The organism is Actinoplanes subtropicus (genome assembly GCF_000721705.1).
Classification (GTDB): domain Bacteria; phylum Actinomycetota; class Actinomycetes; order Mycobacteriales; family Micromonosporaceae; genus Actinoplanes; species Actinoplanes subtropicus.
Map to the genome: position 1 here is coordinate 411,543 of NZ_JOJL01000001.1, position 14,234 is coordinate 425,776.

A 14,234-nucleotide genomic window follows, 5' to 3' on the forward strand; every position below is an offset into this window, starting at 1 on the left:
TGGCCGCCCCCGCCGCACTTTGCTCAGCGAATCAGTCGACCTCGGCGACCGCCTGAGCGAACTGCGCCGAGTAGAGCCGGGCGTACGCGCCGTCGGCCGCGATCAGCTCGTGGTGCGTGCCCTGCTCGACGATCTGCCCGTGCTCCATCACCAGGATCACGTCGGCGTCCCGGATGGTGGAGAGCCGGTGCGCGATGACGAAGCTGGTCCGGCCCGCGCGCAGCGTGTTCATCGCCCGCTGGATCAGCACCTCGGTCCGGGTGTCGACCGAGCTGGTCGCCTCGTCCAGGATCAGGATGCTCGGCTCGGCCAGGAACGCCCGGGCGATGGTGATCAGCTGCTTCTGCCCGGCGCTGACGTTCGAGCCCTCCTCGTCGATCACCGTCTCGTAGCCGTCCGGCAGCGCCCGGACGAAGTGGTCGACATGCGCCGCCTCGGCCGCGGCCTGCACCTTCGCCATGTCGAAGGAGTCCGCACCGTACGCGATGTTCTCCGCGATGGTCCCGCCGAACAGCCAGGTGTCCTGCAGCACCATGCCGATCTGCTCGCGCAGTTCCTCCCGCGGCATCTCGTTGATGTCCACCCCGTCCAGCGTGATCCGGCCGGAGTCGACGTCGTAGAACCGCATGATCAGGTTGACCAGCGTGGTCTTGCCGGCGCCGGTCGGCCCGACGATCGCCACCGTCTGGCCGGGCTCGACCGCCAGCGACAGGTTGTCGATCAGCGGCTTGTCCGGCAGGTAGCGGAACGACACGTCCTCGAAGGCGACCCGGCCCTCGACGTGGTGCATGTCCCTCGACGGCGGCTCGGGCGACTGCTCGGGCGCGTCCAGCAGGGCGAACACCCGCTCGGCCGAGGCCACGCCGGACTGGATCAGGTTGGCCATCGAGGCGACCTGGGTCAGCGGCTGGCTGAACTGCCGGGAGTACTGGATGAACGCCTGCACCTCGCCGAGCGACAGGTTGCCGGAGGCCACCTGCAGGCCGCCGACGACCGCCACCAGCACGTAGTTCAGGTTGCTGATGAACATCATGGACGGCTGGATCAGGCCGGAGATGAACTGCGCCTTGAAGCTCGACGCGTACAGCTTGTTGTTGTGCTCCTCGAAGGTGGCCCGGGCCTCGTCCTGCCGGCCGAAGACCTTGACCAGCGAGTGGCCGGTGAACATCTCCTCGATGTGCCCGTTGAGCTTGCCGGTCGTCTTCCACTGGGCGACGAAGTTGGGCTGCGAGCGCTTGCCGATGAAGGTGGTCACGAAGATCGACACCGGCACCGTGATCAGCGCGATCAGGGCCAGCAGCCACGAGATCCAGAACATGAACCCGAGCACGCCGACGATCATCAGCAGCGCCGTGATCAGCTGGGCGAACGTCTGCTGCAGCGTCTGCGCGATGTTGTCGGTGTCGTTGGTGGCCCGGCTCAGCACCTCGCCGCGCGGCTGCTGGTCGAAGTACGACAGCGGCAGCCGGGACAGTTTCGCCTCGACGTCCTGCCGCAGCTTGAAGACCGCCTTCTGCACCACGGTCGCGGTGATCCGGCCCTGGAAGACGCCGAACAGCCAGGCACACAGGTAGACGACCGCTACCCAGCCGAGCAGGTGCAGCAGCTTGTCGAAGTCGATGCCCACGCCCGGCACGAAGTTGATCGAGGAGAGCAGGTCGGCCCGGGTGTTCTCGCCGTGCGCACGCAGCTGGTCGATGACCTGCTGCTTGGTGGTGCCGGCCGGCAACGACGACAGCGACTTGCCGATGAAGCCGGAGAAGATGATGTCGGTGGCGTGGCCGAGCAGGCGCGGGCCGGACACGGAGAGCGCGACGCTGCAGATGCCGAACAGCAGCACCAGGGCGACCAGGGCGCGCTGCGGCTTGAGCAGGCCGAGCAGGCGCTTGGTGGAGCCCTTGAAGTCGTTGAGCTTCTCCGGTGGCGCCCCACCCATCATCATCCGGGCGGCAGGCGGCCCCATCGGCCTGGGCCCGGCGGCGGCGCGATTGGGCGCGGTCATACTCTGCCTCCAAAAGACCAAGACACCTTTACGCGATCACGACACTCGCTTCGCTCGGTCATGCCGCGGCCTCCTGCTCGGTGAGCTGGGATAGGACGATTTCGCGGTACGTGGTGTTGGTGTCCATGAGTTCGGAATGTGTGCCGACGCCGACGACGCGGCCCTCGTCGAGCACGACGATCCGGTCGGCGTCGCGGATGGTGCTCACCCGCTGGGCCACCACGACCACGGTCGCGTCCGCCACGTGGGCGGTCAGCGCGGCCCGCAGCGCCGCGTCGGTGGCGTAGTCGAGCGCCGAGAACGAGTCGTCGAAGAGGTAGATCTCCGGCCGGGCCACGAGGAGCCGGGCGATCGCCAGCCGCTGCCGCTGGCCGCCCGAGACGTTCGTGCCGCCCTGGGCGATCTTCGCGTCCAGCCCGCCCTCCATCCGCTCGACGAAGTCGCGGGCCTGGGCGATCTCCAGGGCCTCCCACAGCTGCTCGTCGGTCGCCTCCGGGTTGCCGTAGCGCAGGTTGCTGGCCACGGTGCCGGTGAACAGATACGGCTTCTGCGGGACCAGGCCGACCGTACGGGAAAGAAGTTTTTCGTCCAGGTCCCGCACGTCGACGCCGTCGACCAGCACCTGGCCCTCGGTCGCGTCGAACAGCCGCGGTACCAGGTTGAGCAGCGTGGTCTTGCCGCTGCCGGTACTGCCGATGATCGCCGTGACCTCGCGCGGCCGGGCGGTGAGATCGATGTCGCAGACCACCGGCGCGTCGGCGCCGGGGTAGCGGAAGCCCACCCCGCGCATCTCCAGGACGCCGTGCCGACTCAGCGTGGTGACCGGGGCGAGCGGCGGCTCGACGCTCGACTCCGTGGTGAGCACCTCCTCGATCCGCTCGGCGCAGACCTCGGCCCGCGGGATCATCACGAACATGAAGGTCGCCATCATGATCGACATGAGGATCTGCATGAGGTAGCTGAGGAACGCGGTGAGCGCGCCGACCTGCATGTGGTTGCTGTCGATCCGGTGGCCGCCGAACCACAGCACCGCGACGCTGGACAGGTTCACGATCAGCATCACGGTCGGGAACATCAGCGCCATCAGCTTTCCGGCCCGCAGCGAGACGTCGGTGAGATCGTCGTTCGCGGTGGTGAAGCGGGCCTTCTCGCGGTCGTCGCGGACGAACGCGCGGATCACCCGGATGCCGGTGATCTGCTCGCGCATCACCTGGTTGACCCGGTCGATGCGCACCTGCATCTTGCGGAACAGCGGCCGCATGAAGGTGATGATCACGCCGACGGTGAGGATCAGGATCGGCACGATCACCAGCAGCATCGAGGAGAGCGGCACGTCCTGGCGCAGCGCCAGCACCACGCCGCCGACGCACATGATCGGCGCCGACACCATCAGCGTGAAGGTGAGCAGTACCAGCATCTGCACCTGCTGCACGTCATTGGTGGTGCGGGTGATCAGCGACGGTGCGCCGAACTGGCCCACCTCCCGGGCCGAGAAGTCCTGAACCCGGGAAAAGATCGAATTGCGTACGTCGCGGCCGACCGCCATCGCGGTGCGGGCGCCGAAATACACGGCCACGATCTGCGCCGCGATCTGCAACACGGTGATGCCCAGCATGCCCGCGCCGACCCGCATGACGTAGTTGGTGTCGCCCTTGATCACGCCGTTGTCGATGATGTCGGCGTTGAGCGTGGGCAGGTAAAGGGTGGCCAGGGTCTGAAGGAACTGGAAGAGCACGACCAGGACGATCGCGCCCTTGTACGGCCGGAGATGGCCGCGGAGCAGTTGGATGAGCACTACTGAGCCCCCCGCTTGTCCTTTTCGTCTCGAATGAGAAAACCGTCTAGTAGCAGCGAGACCAGGTCGGCCCCGCGGAAGCCCTCCGGATCACCGAAGGGGCCGTACGTGTTCGCCCCGCAGAACAGCAGCAGCATCTGGGCCACCGCCTCGGGCGAGCGCCGCAACCGCGCCGCGTCCGGCTCGATCACGCCGGTCAGCGCGTTCTTGAGCCGCTCGCGGTTGATCATCATGCGGCTCTGCGCATCCGGGTCGCCGTGGCCCGCCAGGATCAGCTTGCGCGCCGCGGTAAGCAGCTGGGCATGTTCCGCGAACCGGGTGTGCACCAGGTCGGCGGCGATCGCCAGCCGCTCGCGCAGCGGCAGCGCACGGTCGATCGCGTTCAGCCCGTCCAGGGTCACCTGCGGGTCGAGCGCCTTGATCACCGAGCACACGACCAGCGAGTTCTTGCTTTCGAAGACGCCGAAGATGGTCCCCTCGGCGACGCCGGCCGCGGCCGCGATCTGCCGCGTGCTGACCTCGAGCCCGTGCTCGTGCAGCAGCGGGATGGTCGCCGCGATCAGCGCCTCCCGGCGCTCCTCCGGCGCGAGCGCCGGCACCCGTCTACGCCTGTTCTCCACGAGAACCCACCCTAACTGAGCGAGCACTCACTCAGCCACTGACATTTGTCACGCCTTCCGGGAAGATTCAGCTCGCGGAGCCGCCGGCCGATAGGGCGCCCGTGCGGCGAATCGAGAGGGACGATCACACGGCGGCGGCAAGGCTGCCGCGGAACCGGCTGGCCCGCAACCCGATTTTCGGCCGCCGGCTCGGCAGCCGCCGGCGCATGGCGGAGAAGCTGCTTCAGGCGTCGGCCGACTCGGTGCTGGCGCTCGGCCGCCACGGCGAGATCAAGTACGTCAGCCCGTCGATCCGCGACCTGCTCGGCTGCGACCCGCGCGAGTTGACCGGCAGGCTGTTGTCCGACGTGCTGCCGGTCGAGCGGGCGGCCGAGGTGCACGACTTCGTCGAGCGGATGGTGTCGCTGCCGATCGGGCGCAGCGAGCGGGTCGAGTCCCGGCTGCGCACCGCCGCCGGCGAGTACGTCTACGTGGACGTCATCGGTACCAACCGGATCGACGACCCGGACCTGCGGGCCGTGGTGGTGAGCCTGCGCGACATCGGCGAGCGGCGCGAGCTCGAGCGCCAGCTGATCCGTCAGGCGTACACCGACTCGCTGACCGGGATGCCGAACCGGGTGATGTTCCGGCACCGGCTCGAGGAGGCGGTGACCTCGGCCGAGCCGCTCCCGATCACCGTGCTCCTGCTCGACCTCGACGACTTCAAGCTGGTCAACGACAACCTCGGGCACAGCGCCGGCGACGAGCTGCTCACCACGATCGCCGAGCGGCTGCGCGGTCAGGTACGTCCGGGCGACGTGCTGGCCCGGCTCGGGGGCGACGAGTTCGCGATCCTGCTGCGCGACCTCGACCCGGCCGACGCGTCCGGTCTGGCCGAGCGGCTGCTCGCCACCGTGCACGAGCCGATCCGGCTGGCCAGCCGGGACATCACCTGCTCGCTGAGCATCGGCATCGCCACCTCCGCCGGGGGCGAGCCGGGCGCGGCCGGCCTGGTCAGCGCCGACCAACTGCTCGCCAACGCCGACCTGGCGATGTACGCCGCCAAGCGGGGCGGGCGCAACGCGTACGCCGTCTTCGACCCGAGCATGACCATGTCGGTGCTGGAGGAGGCCCAGCAGCGCGCCGACCTCGAACACGCGCTGGAGCACGACGAGTTCCGCGTGCTCTACCAGCCGGTGGTCGACATGCACACCCAGCGGCTCACCGCGGTCGAGGCGCTGGTCCGCTGGCAGCACCCCCGCGACGGGCTGCTCGGCCCGTACCACTTCATCGCCCACGCCGAGGCGAACGGCCTGATCGTCCCGCTCGGCCGCTGGGTGCTGCGGCAGGCCTGCGCGCAGCTGGCCCGCTGGCGCGCCGAGACGCCGGCCGCCGCCGGGCTGCACGTCAACGTCAACCTGTCGGCCCGCCAGTTCCAGTACGCCGGGCTGGTCGACGACGTGTCCGAGGCGCTCGCCGACGCCGGCCTGGACGCGCCCTCGCTGACCCTGGAGATCACCGAGTCGATGCTGATGGCCGACATCGAGGCGGCCAAGGAGACGCTGCACGCGCTGCGCCGCCTCGGCGTACGGCTGGCGATCGACGACTTCGGCACCGGCTACTCCTCGCTGAGCTATCTCAAGCAGCTCCCGGTGGACGTCATCAAGATCGACAAGACGTTCGTCGACGAGGTGCACCTCGACGAGGACGACGTGGCGCTGGTGGACGCGGTGGCCGGGCTGGGCCAGGCGCTGAAGATGAAGACCGTGGCCGAGGGCATCGAGACCGACGAGCAGTGGGAGACGCTGCGCCGGATCGGCATCGACCACGGCCAGGGCTACCTCTTCGGCCGGCCCGCCGAGCCGTCCAGCATCACCGAGCTGCTGTCGGCCGCGCCCCGGTCGGATCGGCAGCACGTGTAAAACATTTTTGACACGGCCCGCTACCTTGGACGTCGATCCGCACATCGGCGTCGAGGGAGAAGATCGGTGAAGGCGATCGTGCAGGACCGGTACGGGCCGGTCGACGTGCTCGAGGAACGAGAGATCCCGACGCCCGGGATCGGCGAGGACGAGGTGCTGGTCCGGGTGCGGGCGGCCGGCGTCGATCCCGGCGTCTGGCACTACCTGACCGGTCTGCCCACGGCGGGCCGGCTGGCGCTGGGGCTTCGGCGCCCGCGGGTGCCGGTGCGGGGCAGCGATGTCGCCGGCGTCGTCGGCAGCGTCGGGCGAAATGTCGTAAATATCCGTCAGGGTGACGCCGTTTTCGGCGTGGCCGCGAGCGGCAGCTACGCCGAGTACGCGCGGTGCCGGGCGGATCGGCTGGTGCTCAAGCCGGACGGGATCGGTTTCGAGCAGGCCGGCGCGACCCCGGTCTCCGGGATGACCGCGCTGCAGGGGTTGCGGGATCTGGGCCGGGTGGAGAGCGGGCAGCGGGTGCTCGTCTTCGGCGCCGGCGGCGGGATCGGGCACATGGTCGTGCAGCTCGCCCGCGGCTACGGCGCGGAGGTGACCGGGGTCGCCCGGGAGGCCAAGCGGGACTTCGTCCGGTCGCTGGGCGCCGCCACCGAGATCACCGGGCAGTACGACCTGATCATGGACACCGCCGGGAACCGGCCGCTGGCCGAACTGCGCCCGCTCCTGAAACCGTCCGGCACGCTGGTGATCGTCGGCGGCGAGGGCGGCAAGGGCCGGGTTCTCGGCGGCTTCCAGCGCTCACTCTCGGCGTACGCCATCTCGCCTTTTGTCCGTCAGCGGCTGAAGCCGCTGCTCAGCCTGCCGAAGCTCGCCGACCTGGATGCTCTGGCGGGCTTTCTGGCCGACGGTACGCTGCGGCCGGCCATCGACCGCACGTTTGCGCTGGCCGACACGCCCGACGCGATCCGCTACCTCGGGACGGGGGAGGCGCGGGGCAAGGTGGTGGTGACCGTAGCCTCGGCTTGAACCGAATCCGGGTAGCCGCCGTGTACCTGGAGGCAGGTCTACACAGCGTTAGGAACCCGAGTTGTCCCAGATCAAGCCCCACCTGCGTCGTGTCGGCGGCGCTGTGGTCACCACGCTCGCCGCGCTCCTGGTCTTTCTGTCCCTGGTCATGCCCGACCAGATCACGAGGCTCCCGCCCGGCAACCCCTGGATCAATGCCCTGGTCCGCATCCCGATCGAGGCCATCGTCGCGATCGCGGTCCTGCTCGCCCTGCCGGAGCGCGCCCGGCAGGTGCTGGCCACGATCCTCGGCTTCACCCTCGGTCTGCTCACGATCGTGAAGATCGTGGACATCGGCTTCTTCGCCGTGCTCGCCCGCGAGTTCGACCCGGTTCTCGACTGGGTGCTGTTCAGCGACGGCTACCACTTCCTCGAGGACTCGATCGGCAAGGCGGGCGCGTTCGGCGTGGCGGTCGCGGCGCTCCTGCTGGCCGCGTCGCTGCTCACGTTCACTTCTTTGGCCGTACGCCGGATCTCCCGCCTGCTCGCCGCCCATGCCCGCCCGACCAGGCACGCGGTCTTCGCGTTCGCCAGCGCCTGGGTGATCCTCAGCGTCCTGGGCGTGGAGATCGTCGGCGGCGTACCCGTCGCCGCGCAGGCCGCCGCCGACCTGGCCCACGACACCGCGCTCAAGGTGCCGCAGGACATCGCCGATCAGAAGGCCTTCGAACGCGAGGTCCAGGTAGACGCGTTCAAGAACCTGCCCGACGACCAGCTGCTCACGGCCCTCCGCGGCAAGGACGTGGTGATCAGCTTCGTGGAGAGCTACGGCCGCTCCGCCGTGGAGAACCCCGAATTCGACGGCAAGGTGCTGGCCCAGCTCAAAGCGGACGACGCCAAACTGGCCTCGAAGGGCTTCGCCGCCCGCACGGGCTTCCTGACGTCGTCGACGGCGGGCGGCGGCAGCTGGCTGGCCCACTCCACGTTCCTGTCCGGCCTGTGGATCGACAACCAGCAGCGTTACCGCAGCCTGGTCAACTCCGACCGCCTCACCCTGACGAGGGTCTTCAAGCGCGCGGGCTACCGCACCGTAGGCGTCGAGCCCGGCGTCACCTACGCCTGGCCCGAGGGCCAGTTCTACGGCTACGACCAGGTCTACGACGTCCACTCCCTCGACTACCACGGCCCGATGCTGAGCTGGTCGACCATGCCCGACCAGTACGCGGTCCACCAGTTCCAGAACTTCGAATACGGCAAGCCCAACCGAGGCCCCCTCCTGGCCGAAATGACACTGACCTCAAGCCACACCCCATGGGCCCCGCTGCCGGTCTCCCTACCCTGGGACCAGCTGGGCGACGGCTCGGTCTACGGCCCGATCATCAAGTCGGCCGAGGGCGCCGGCACCGTCTGGCGAGACAACCACAAGGTCCGCGAGGCCTACGCCACGTCCATCGCCTACTCGGTGGACACCCTCATCTCGTACGTGCAGAAATACGCCAACGACAACCTGGTCCTCATCTTCCTGGGCGACCACCAGCCCGCCTCGGTAGTAGTAGGCCAGAACGCCAGCAAGGACGTCCCCATCTCGATCGTCGCCAAGGACCCGAAGGTGCTGGACCGGATCGCCAGCTGGGGCTGGACCGACGGCCTGACCCCGTCCCCGAACGCCCCGGTCTGGCCGATGAACCAGTTCCGCGACAAGTTCCTGACGGCCTTCGGCCCCGAGGGTGAAGCCCACTAAACGCGCGTTCCGGCGGGCGCTTTCCCCGCCCGCCGGAATAAGCATTCGACGCCGGAGGCCGGGCGGCCACAGAATGGCAGCGCCCATTGCGGATGGGGGCCGGGAAATTGCGCCGGCGTGGTGGGCGCGCTGCCCTCTTCTGCGGCGGGCGGGTGGCGCGATCGGCGGGGATTTGCTGGGCCGTTGCTTCCGTCGCGGGGCCGGTGGCTGGGGCGGTGCGGATCGGCTTCATCACAGTCACGGGCTGGGCAGCGGCGGCGGCCTCGGGAGTAGTGGCGGCCTCGGTTGCGATGGCGGCCCTGGGTGCGGCGGCGGCGCTGTCGATCGCGGCCTCGGGAGTGGCGGCGCCCTCATGAGCTGCGGCGGCGGCGCTGTCGATCGCGGCCTCGGTCTCGATGGCGATCGTGGCCTCGGCGCCCGCGGCACTCGCGATGGCCTTGGCAGCGTCGTCGACTTTGGCAGGGGCGGCGACCTCGGCGGGTGCGGCGGCCTCGGCGGCCTCGGCGGGTGCGGCGAGCTCGGCGGGTGCGGCGGCCTCGGCGGGGGCGGCGGCCTCAGCAGGGGCGGCGACCTTGGCGGGGCGCGCGGCTTTGACAGCGCTGGGGGTATTGGCAGAGGCGACGGCCGCGTCGACGGCAGCGGTTTCGGCTGCCTCGGCAGCGGCCGCGGCTGCCTCGATGGCGGCGGCTTCGGCGGCGGCGCGCTCGCGGCGGAGGCGCCACAGCTTCATGCCATGCCGTTGCGCGAGACCCCAGTCGCGGTGGCGCGCGTGCTCTCGACGGAACTCCTCGGCCTCCACCGAATAACGGCGCGACTTGGTGCGGTCACGCATTCCGGCTAATTGAGCCCTGGGGAACAACTCCAGCTGTCGCACCTAAGAATTATCGCACTCCCGAGAATGCGGCGGTAAGCCCGAACAGCCGTTCGATCATGCCAATCCTTCCCATCCCCTATTTCGGATCATGGAGTATTGTCGCCAATTCCCAGATGCTATTCAAGCTTTATTCACCCAGCGGATAACAGGCGCAGCAAGCAACTCGACCACCAAGCTGCCGCGACGGGCCGCACGCGCCGCAACCACGCACGCGACCCGGGCCATGGCGGGCGGCTTCGCCCACCAGCGAGCCGCAACGGGCGGCACGGGCGGTGACCGTGCAGGCGACCCGGGCCATGGCGGGCGGCTTGCAACCGGCCGCACGGGCGGTGACCATGCAGGCGACCCGGGCCATGGCGGGCGGCTTCGCCCACCAGCGAGCCGCAACGGGCGGCACGGGCGGTGACCGTGCAGGCGACCCGGGCCATGGCGGGCGGCTTCCCGCGTGTTCCGAATCGACCTAGGCGACGGCGCCACCCTCCGCCCCCTGGAGCCCTGGCAGGCCGAAGAGTTCCTGACCCACATGAACCGCGCCCGCGCCACCGTAGACCCCTGGATCCCGTGGGCCGCCCGCAGCGAAACCCTGGAGGGCGCACGACAATCCCTCCAGCGCTACGCCGAAATGCAGGCCAGGGACACCGGCCGTATCTACGGCATCTGGCTGGCGGAGACGCTGGTGGGAGGCTGCATGTTCGTCTCCTTCGACGTCGACTCGGGCGTGGCCGAGATCGGCTGCTGGCTGGAGCCGTCGGCAACCGGCCGCGGTCTGGTCACCGCGGCGTGCCGGCAGCTGATCGACTGGGCGTTCCGGGTGCGGGGCCTGCACCGCGTCGAGTGGCACTGCCGCACGGACAACACCGCCAGCTCGAACGTGGCCCGCCGGCTCGGCATGAAGCTGGAGGCGACGCTGCGGGAGAACTACCCGTGGAAGGGCGCCCGCCACGACACCGAGATCTGGGCGGTGCTGGCCCCCGACTGGCGGCAGGGCTAGGCAGGCCGTCCGGTGCCGGCCGACCCCACGCTGACCCATCGCCACGAGGATGGCCACGACATCCCGCTCCTGGTCTGGCGCCTCCCTACGCCGGCCAGGGCGATCTCCTCGGCCGTTCTCGGCGGCGGCCTGGGCGAATGCCACTGGGTCATCAATGCGACAGTGCCCATGTCGTACGCCCGGAACGACCCCGAGTCGCACCTGGCCGATCTGGGCAACGCTCTCGGCCTCGCCGGCCCCGGCATAGGCCTGCTGACCGGCGTGGACGTGGCCGACCTGGTAACCGAACTCGACGACGGCATCCGCCTCTGGGCGACGGTAGGCCTGAGCGCCCCGATCCAGGCCCACGACCCGGCCGCACGAGTCCCGGGCCGCGACCCGGCCGCGCAGGTCGCGAGCTCCGGCCCGGCCGCGTCGGCGAGTCCGGGCGGCAGCTCGGCCGCGTCGGTCGCGGGCTCCGACTCGGCCGAGTCGGTTGCGGGCCCCAGCTCGGCCGCGTCGGCGGCGAGCCCGGGCCCCAGCTCGGCCGTGTCGGCGGCGAGCCCGGGCCCCAGCTCGGCCGTGTCGGCGGCGGGCCCCCACTCGGCCGCGTCGGCGGCGGGCCCCCACTCGGCCGCGTCGGCGGCGGGCCCCCACTCGGCCGCCGCCACCGTAACCCCGCACCACCCCGGCACCATCAACATCGTCGGCTGGCTGCCGCGGCGACTCAGCGACGCCGCCCTGGTCAACGCCGTAGCCACCATCACCGAGGCGAAGACGCAGGCGATCCGCGACCTGGGCCTGCCCGCCACCGGCACCGCGACCGACGCCGTCTGTGTTCTTTGCCCGCCGACTGGCGATCCGGCCTCCTACGGCGGCCCGCGTTCCCGCTGGGGTGAGCCGCTGGCCCGAGCCGCCTACCGGGCCGTCCTGGCCGGCGGCCGCGCCAACCTGGCCGGTCCCCGGTCCTGGTCCGAGCGATCGGGCGGCTGACGGGCACTCACCGACGTCACCCCCAACCGGGGACCGATCACCGCCTTTCGACCGCTTTTTCGCGAAAAAATGAGAAAAAGCTAGTAATAGGACTGTTCATCGTACGGCGGACTCCCGAGCGTGATGGCCTGGCCTGGTCGAGTTCAAGTCGAACGCAGGAAAGGACGCGACATGCATACCATGGCAAAACTCTCGGCGATGATCGGCGCAGGCCTGCTGACCGGCCTCGTCGCGGCGGCGCCCGCACAGGCCGCCCCCGCCCCACGACCCACCGACCATTTGACCGCGGTCGCCTACTTCGTCAACCGCACGGACTGTGACTGGGTCGGCCGCGCCGGCGACCAGCTCAACCGCTGGAACGACGCCCACTGCCTGCTGGTCGGCCAGGGCCCGCACCGCGGCATGTGGCTGCTGACCGTGCAAAGCTACGGCAGCCTCGGCCACGGCTGGCCCGGCTGGCCCGGAGCCCCCGGCCACCCCGGAGCCCCCGGGCATCCCGGAGCGCCGGGCCACCCCGGAGCGCCCGGCCACCCCGGCCACCCCGGAGGCCCAGGTCACTAACTGAGCACCACCACGGCCGTCTCCCGGCCCCGCCGCCCGGCGAACGCGTCGATGTCGCCATATCCGGAATAGTCGTGCATCGCGGCCCACAGCCGCTCACGCTCGGCGCCGGTCGCCCGGGCGGCGGTCACCGGACGGCTCGCGCCGCCGGCCAGGTCGACCGTCGCCGCCGGCCGGGCCTGCAAATTTTTCCACCAGGCCGGGTCGGCCGGGTCCCAGCCGTTCATGGCCAGGGTGACCAGGCGCCCGTCGTCCTCGATGTAGCAGAGCACCACGGCCCGCGGCTCGCCCGAGCGCCGGCCGGTCGTGGTGAGCCGCATGATGCCGCAGCGGCCCGGCACGGGCGGGCGCAGCCCGCGGTCGTTGGTGGCGCGGAGCACCAGTTTGTGCGTCTTCCAGGCGCCGCGGACGAACCATCTCGGGGGAAGGAAGGGGCGTGCCATCGAATCCTCCTACGGTGTAGACCTACAGCGTAGAGTAAGCCCTACGCCGTAGGGCGGCAAGTAGGATGCGAGATGTGCCAAGACGTGCTTCCGACACCACCGCGACCCGCGCCACCACCCGCCTGAGCAAGGAGGGGATCATCGCGTCGGCCATCGAACTGGCCGACCGCGACGGGCTGGCCGCGCTGAGCATGCGGCGGTTGGCCCAGCACTTGGGCGTGGACGCGATGTCGATCTACTACCACGTACGCGACAAGGACACCCTGCTGGCCGAGATGGTCGACGCCGTCGTCGCGAAAATCGGGCAACCATCGCAAAATCACGAAAATTGGCAAGAAAAGCTGAAAAATCTCATCATGGCGGCGCGCATGACCATGTTGACCCACCCCTGGGCGGCGCGGGTCATCGAGGGCCGCGACCAACCCACCCCGTCGGTCCTGATCCACCTCGAACGGGTGCTGGCGATCATGCGCGACGGCGGCTGCAGCGTCGACCTCGGCCACCACGCGATCCACCTGCTCGGCAGCCGCATCCTCGGCTTCAGCCAGGACCTCTTCGACGACGACCCGGACACCAGCCCGCCGCCGGAGGTCCTCGCCGCCTGGGCACAGACCATGCCGCACATCGTCGAACTGGCCACCGCCGTCACCCACGACGGCGCGCTGGGCGGCTGCGACGACGACGGCGAGTTCGCCTTCGCCCTCGACCTGCTGCTCGAGGGACTGGAGCGTCGACGGGTCAGCGGTAGCTGAGCTCGCCCGCCTCGATCCGGGCCGCCACCCGGTTCTCCGGTGGGGCGAGCGGGCAGAGCCACGCATCGTCGTACGCGCAAGAGGGGTTGTAAAGGTAGTTGAAGTCGAGCCGCACCCGATCGCCCGGCAGCACCTCGAGGCCGCGCCCGTGGGTGCCCTTCACGGTGTCGGTCAGGTAGCGCCCGCCGCCGTAGGTCTCCTGCCCGCAGGTGCCGTCGCGCACCGGCAGGAACAATCCGCCGCCGTACGCCGAAATCCACCACAGCGACAGCTCGCCGAACGCCGTCTCCAGCACCCCGGCCCGTCGGTAGTGCACGATCCCGTCCGGGCCGCCCGTGTCGATGTCGATCTCACCGGGCGAAGGCCGCACCGGCGCCTCGACGATCGCCGACGGGTTCGGCTCGAAGTAACGCAGCCCGGTGAAGGACGCCCGCGAGGCGGCCGGGATCGGTGACTGCGGATGGGTGGCGAACAGCTCGTCCCGCCGCGACCGGAAGTCCTCGAGGTCGGCCGCCTCCAGGTACATCCGGGCCACCGCGGCGCGATAGTCGGTCAGCTCGAGTGCCTCCATGACCATGAACCT

At 70.0% G+C, this 14,234-nt stretch carries 13 protein-coding genes; 8 read left to right on the top strand and 5 right to left on the bottom strand.

The window, feature by feature from the left end:
- Positions 1-31: 31 nt before the first annotated feature.
- The 3 genes from IH26_RS0101900 to IH26_RS0101910 are packed head-to-tail and all read right to left on the bottom strand — an operon-like array spanning position 32 to position 4,417.
- The gene (locus tag IH26_RS0101900; RefSeq protein ID WP_030434328.1) at positions 32-2,002 is read right to left on the bottom strand and encodes an ABC transporter ATP-binding protein; all 1,971 of its coding nucleotides are present in this window, start codon (positions 2,000-2,002) and stop codon (positions 32-34) included.
- A 58-nt stretch (positions 2,003-2,060) separates the two neighbouring features.
- A complete protein-coding gene (locus IH26_RS0101905; RefSeq protein WP_030434329.1) occupies positions 2,061-3,797 on the bottom strand; it encodes an ABC transporter ATP-binding protein in 1,737 nt (578 codons plus the stop codon).
- Positions 3,797-4,417 (bottom strand): TetR/AcrR family transcriptional regulator, encoded by a 621-nt coding sequence (locus IH26_RS0101910; protein WP_030434330.1) that lies wholly within the window; start codon positions 4,415-4,417, stop codon positions 3,797-3,799. The genes IH26_RS0101905 and IH26_RS0101910 overlap by 1 nt, the downstream gene beginning before the upstream one ends.
- A 101-nt stretch (positions 4,418-4,518) precedes the next feature.
- Here IH26_RS0101910 and IH26_RS0101915 point away from each other — a divergent pair, with 101 nt between their 5' ends.
- The 7 genes from IH26_RS0101915 (at position 4,519) to IH26_RS62575 (ending at position 12,456) form a co-directional block, all read left to right on the top strand.
- A complete protein-coding gene (locus tag IH26_RS0101915; protein WP_245664871.1) occupies positions 4,519-6,318 on the top strand; it encodes a putative bifunctional diguanylate cyclase/phosphodiesterase in 1,800 nt (599 codons plus the stop codon).
- A 66-nt stretch (positions 6,319-6,384) separates the two neighbouring features.
- Entirely contained in the window at positions 6,385-7,338 is a 954-nt protein-coding gene (locus IH26_RS0101920) for an NAD(P)-dependent alcohol dehydrogenase (protein WP_030434332.1), read from the top strand.
- A 61-nt stretch (positions 7,339-7,399) separates the two neighbouring features.
- Positions 7,400-9,058, top strand: coding sequence for a sulfatase-like hydrolase/transferase (locus IH26_RS0101925; protein ID WP_051807231.1), 1,659 nt, complete (start codon positions 7,400-7,402; stop codon positions 9,056-9,058).
- A 352-nt stretch (positions 9,059-9,410) separates the two neighbouring features.
- The gene (locus IH26_RS61940; RefSeq protein ID WP_051807233.1) at positions 9,411-9,899 is read left to right on the top strand and encodes a hypothetical protein; all 489 of its coding nucleotides are present in this window, start codon (positions 9,411-9,413) and stop codon (positions 9,897-9,899) included.
- Positions 9,900-10,377: 478 nt separating this feature from the next.
- Positions 10,378-10,923: a GNAT family N-acetyltransferase gene (locus IH26_RS0101935; protein WP_030434335.1), complete on the top strand. Its 546-nt coding sequence runs from the start codon at positions 10,378-10,380 to the stop codon at positions 10,921-10,923.
- A 12-nt stretch (positions 10,924-10,935) separates the two neighbouring features.
- Positions 10,936-11,895, top strand: a complete 960-nt coding sequence (locus IH26_RS56975; protein WP_034213221.1) for an adenosylcobinamide amidohydrolase — start codon at positions 10,936-10,938, stop codon at positions 11,893-11,895.
- Between the two features lie 171 nt (positions 11,896-12,066).
- Positions 12,067-12,456 (top strand): hypothetical protein, encoded by a 390-nt coding sequence (locus IH26_RS62575; RefSeq protein WP_030434336.1) that lies wholly within the window; start codon positions 12,067-12,069, stop codon positions 12,454-12,456.
- Here the strand turns inward: IH26_RS62575 and IH26_RS0101955 are convergent.
- The gene (locus IH26_RS0101955) at positions 12,453-12,899 is read right to left on the bottom strand and encodes a nitroreductase/quinone reductase family protein (RefSeq protein ID WP_030434337.1); all 447 of its coding nucleotides are present in this window, start codon (positions 12,897-12,899) and stop codon (positions 12,453-12,455) included. The two genes, IH26_RS62575 and IH26_RS0101955, sit on opposite strands and share 4 nt — an antisense overlap.
- Before the next feature lie 65 nt (positions 12,900-12,964).
- Between IH26_RS0101955 and IH26_RS0101960 the strand changes: the two genes are divergently transcribed.
- Entirely contained in the window at positions 12,965-13,651 is a 687-nt protein-coding gene (locus IH26_RS0101960; RefSeq protein ID WP_030434338.1) for a TetR/AcrR family transcriptional regulator C-terminal domain-containing protein, read from the top strand.
- Here the strand turns inward: IH26_RS0101960 and IH26_RS0101965 are convergent.
- Complete coding sequence (locus tag IH26_RS0101965; protein ID WP_030434339.1) at positions 13,638-14,222, bottom strand: DUF1684 domain-containing protein; 585 nt, start codon at positions 14,220-14,222, stop codon at positions 13,638-13,640. The genes IH26_RS0101960 and IH26_RS0101965 overlap by 14 nt on opposite strands.
- Between the last annotated feature and the right edge of the window lie 12 nt (positions 14,223-14,234).

Bases quoted from the DNA above. Each gene is read 5' to 3' on its own strand.
- IH26_RS0101900 (WP_030434328.1), bottom strand. From the start codon at position 2,002: ATGACCGCGCCCAATCGCGCCGCCGCCGGGCCCAGGCCGATGGGGCCG.
- IH26_RS61940 (WP_051807233.1), top strand. From the start codon at position 9,411: ATGAGCTGCGGCGGCGGCGCTGTCGATCGCGGCCTCGGTCTCGATGGC.
- IH26_RS62575 (WP_030434336.1), top strand. From the start codon at position 12,067: ATGCATACCATGGCAAAACTCTCGGCGATGATCGGCGCAGGCCTGCTG.
- IH26_RS0101955 (WP_030434337.1), bottom strand. From the start codon at position 12,899: ATGGCACGCCCCTTCCTTCCCCCGAGATGGTTCGTCCGCGGCGCCTGG.
- IH26_RS0101960 (WP_030434338.1), top strand. From the start codon at position 12,965: ATGCGAGATGTGCCAAGACGTGCTTCCGACACCACCGCGACCCGCGCC.
- IH26_RS0101965 (WP_030434339.1), bottom strand. From the start codon at position 14,222: ATGGAGGCACTCGAGCTGACCGACTATCGCGCCGCGGTGGCCCGGATG.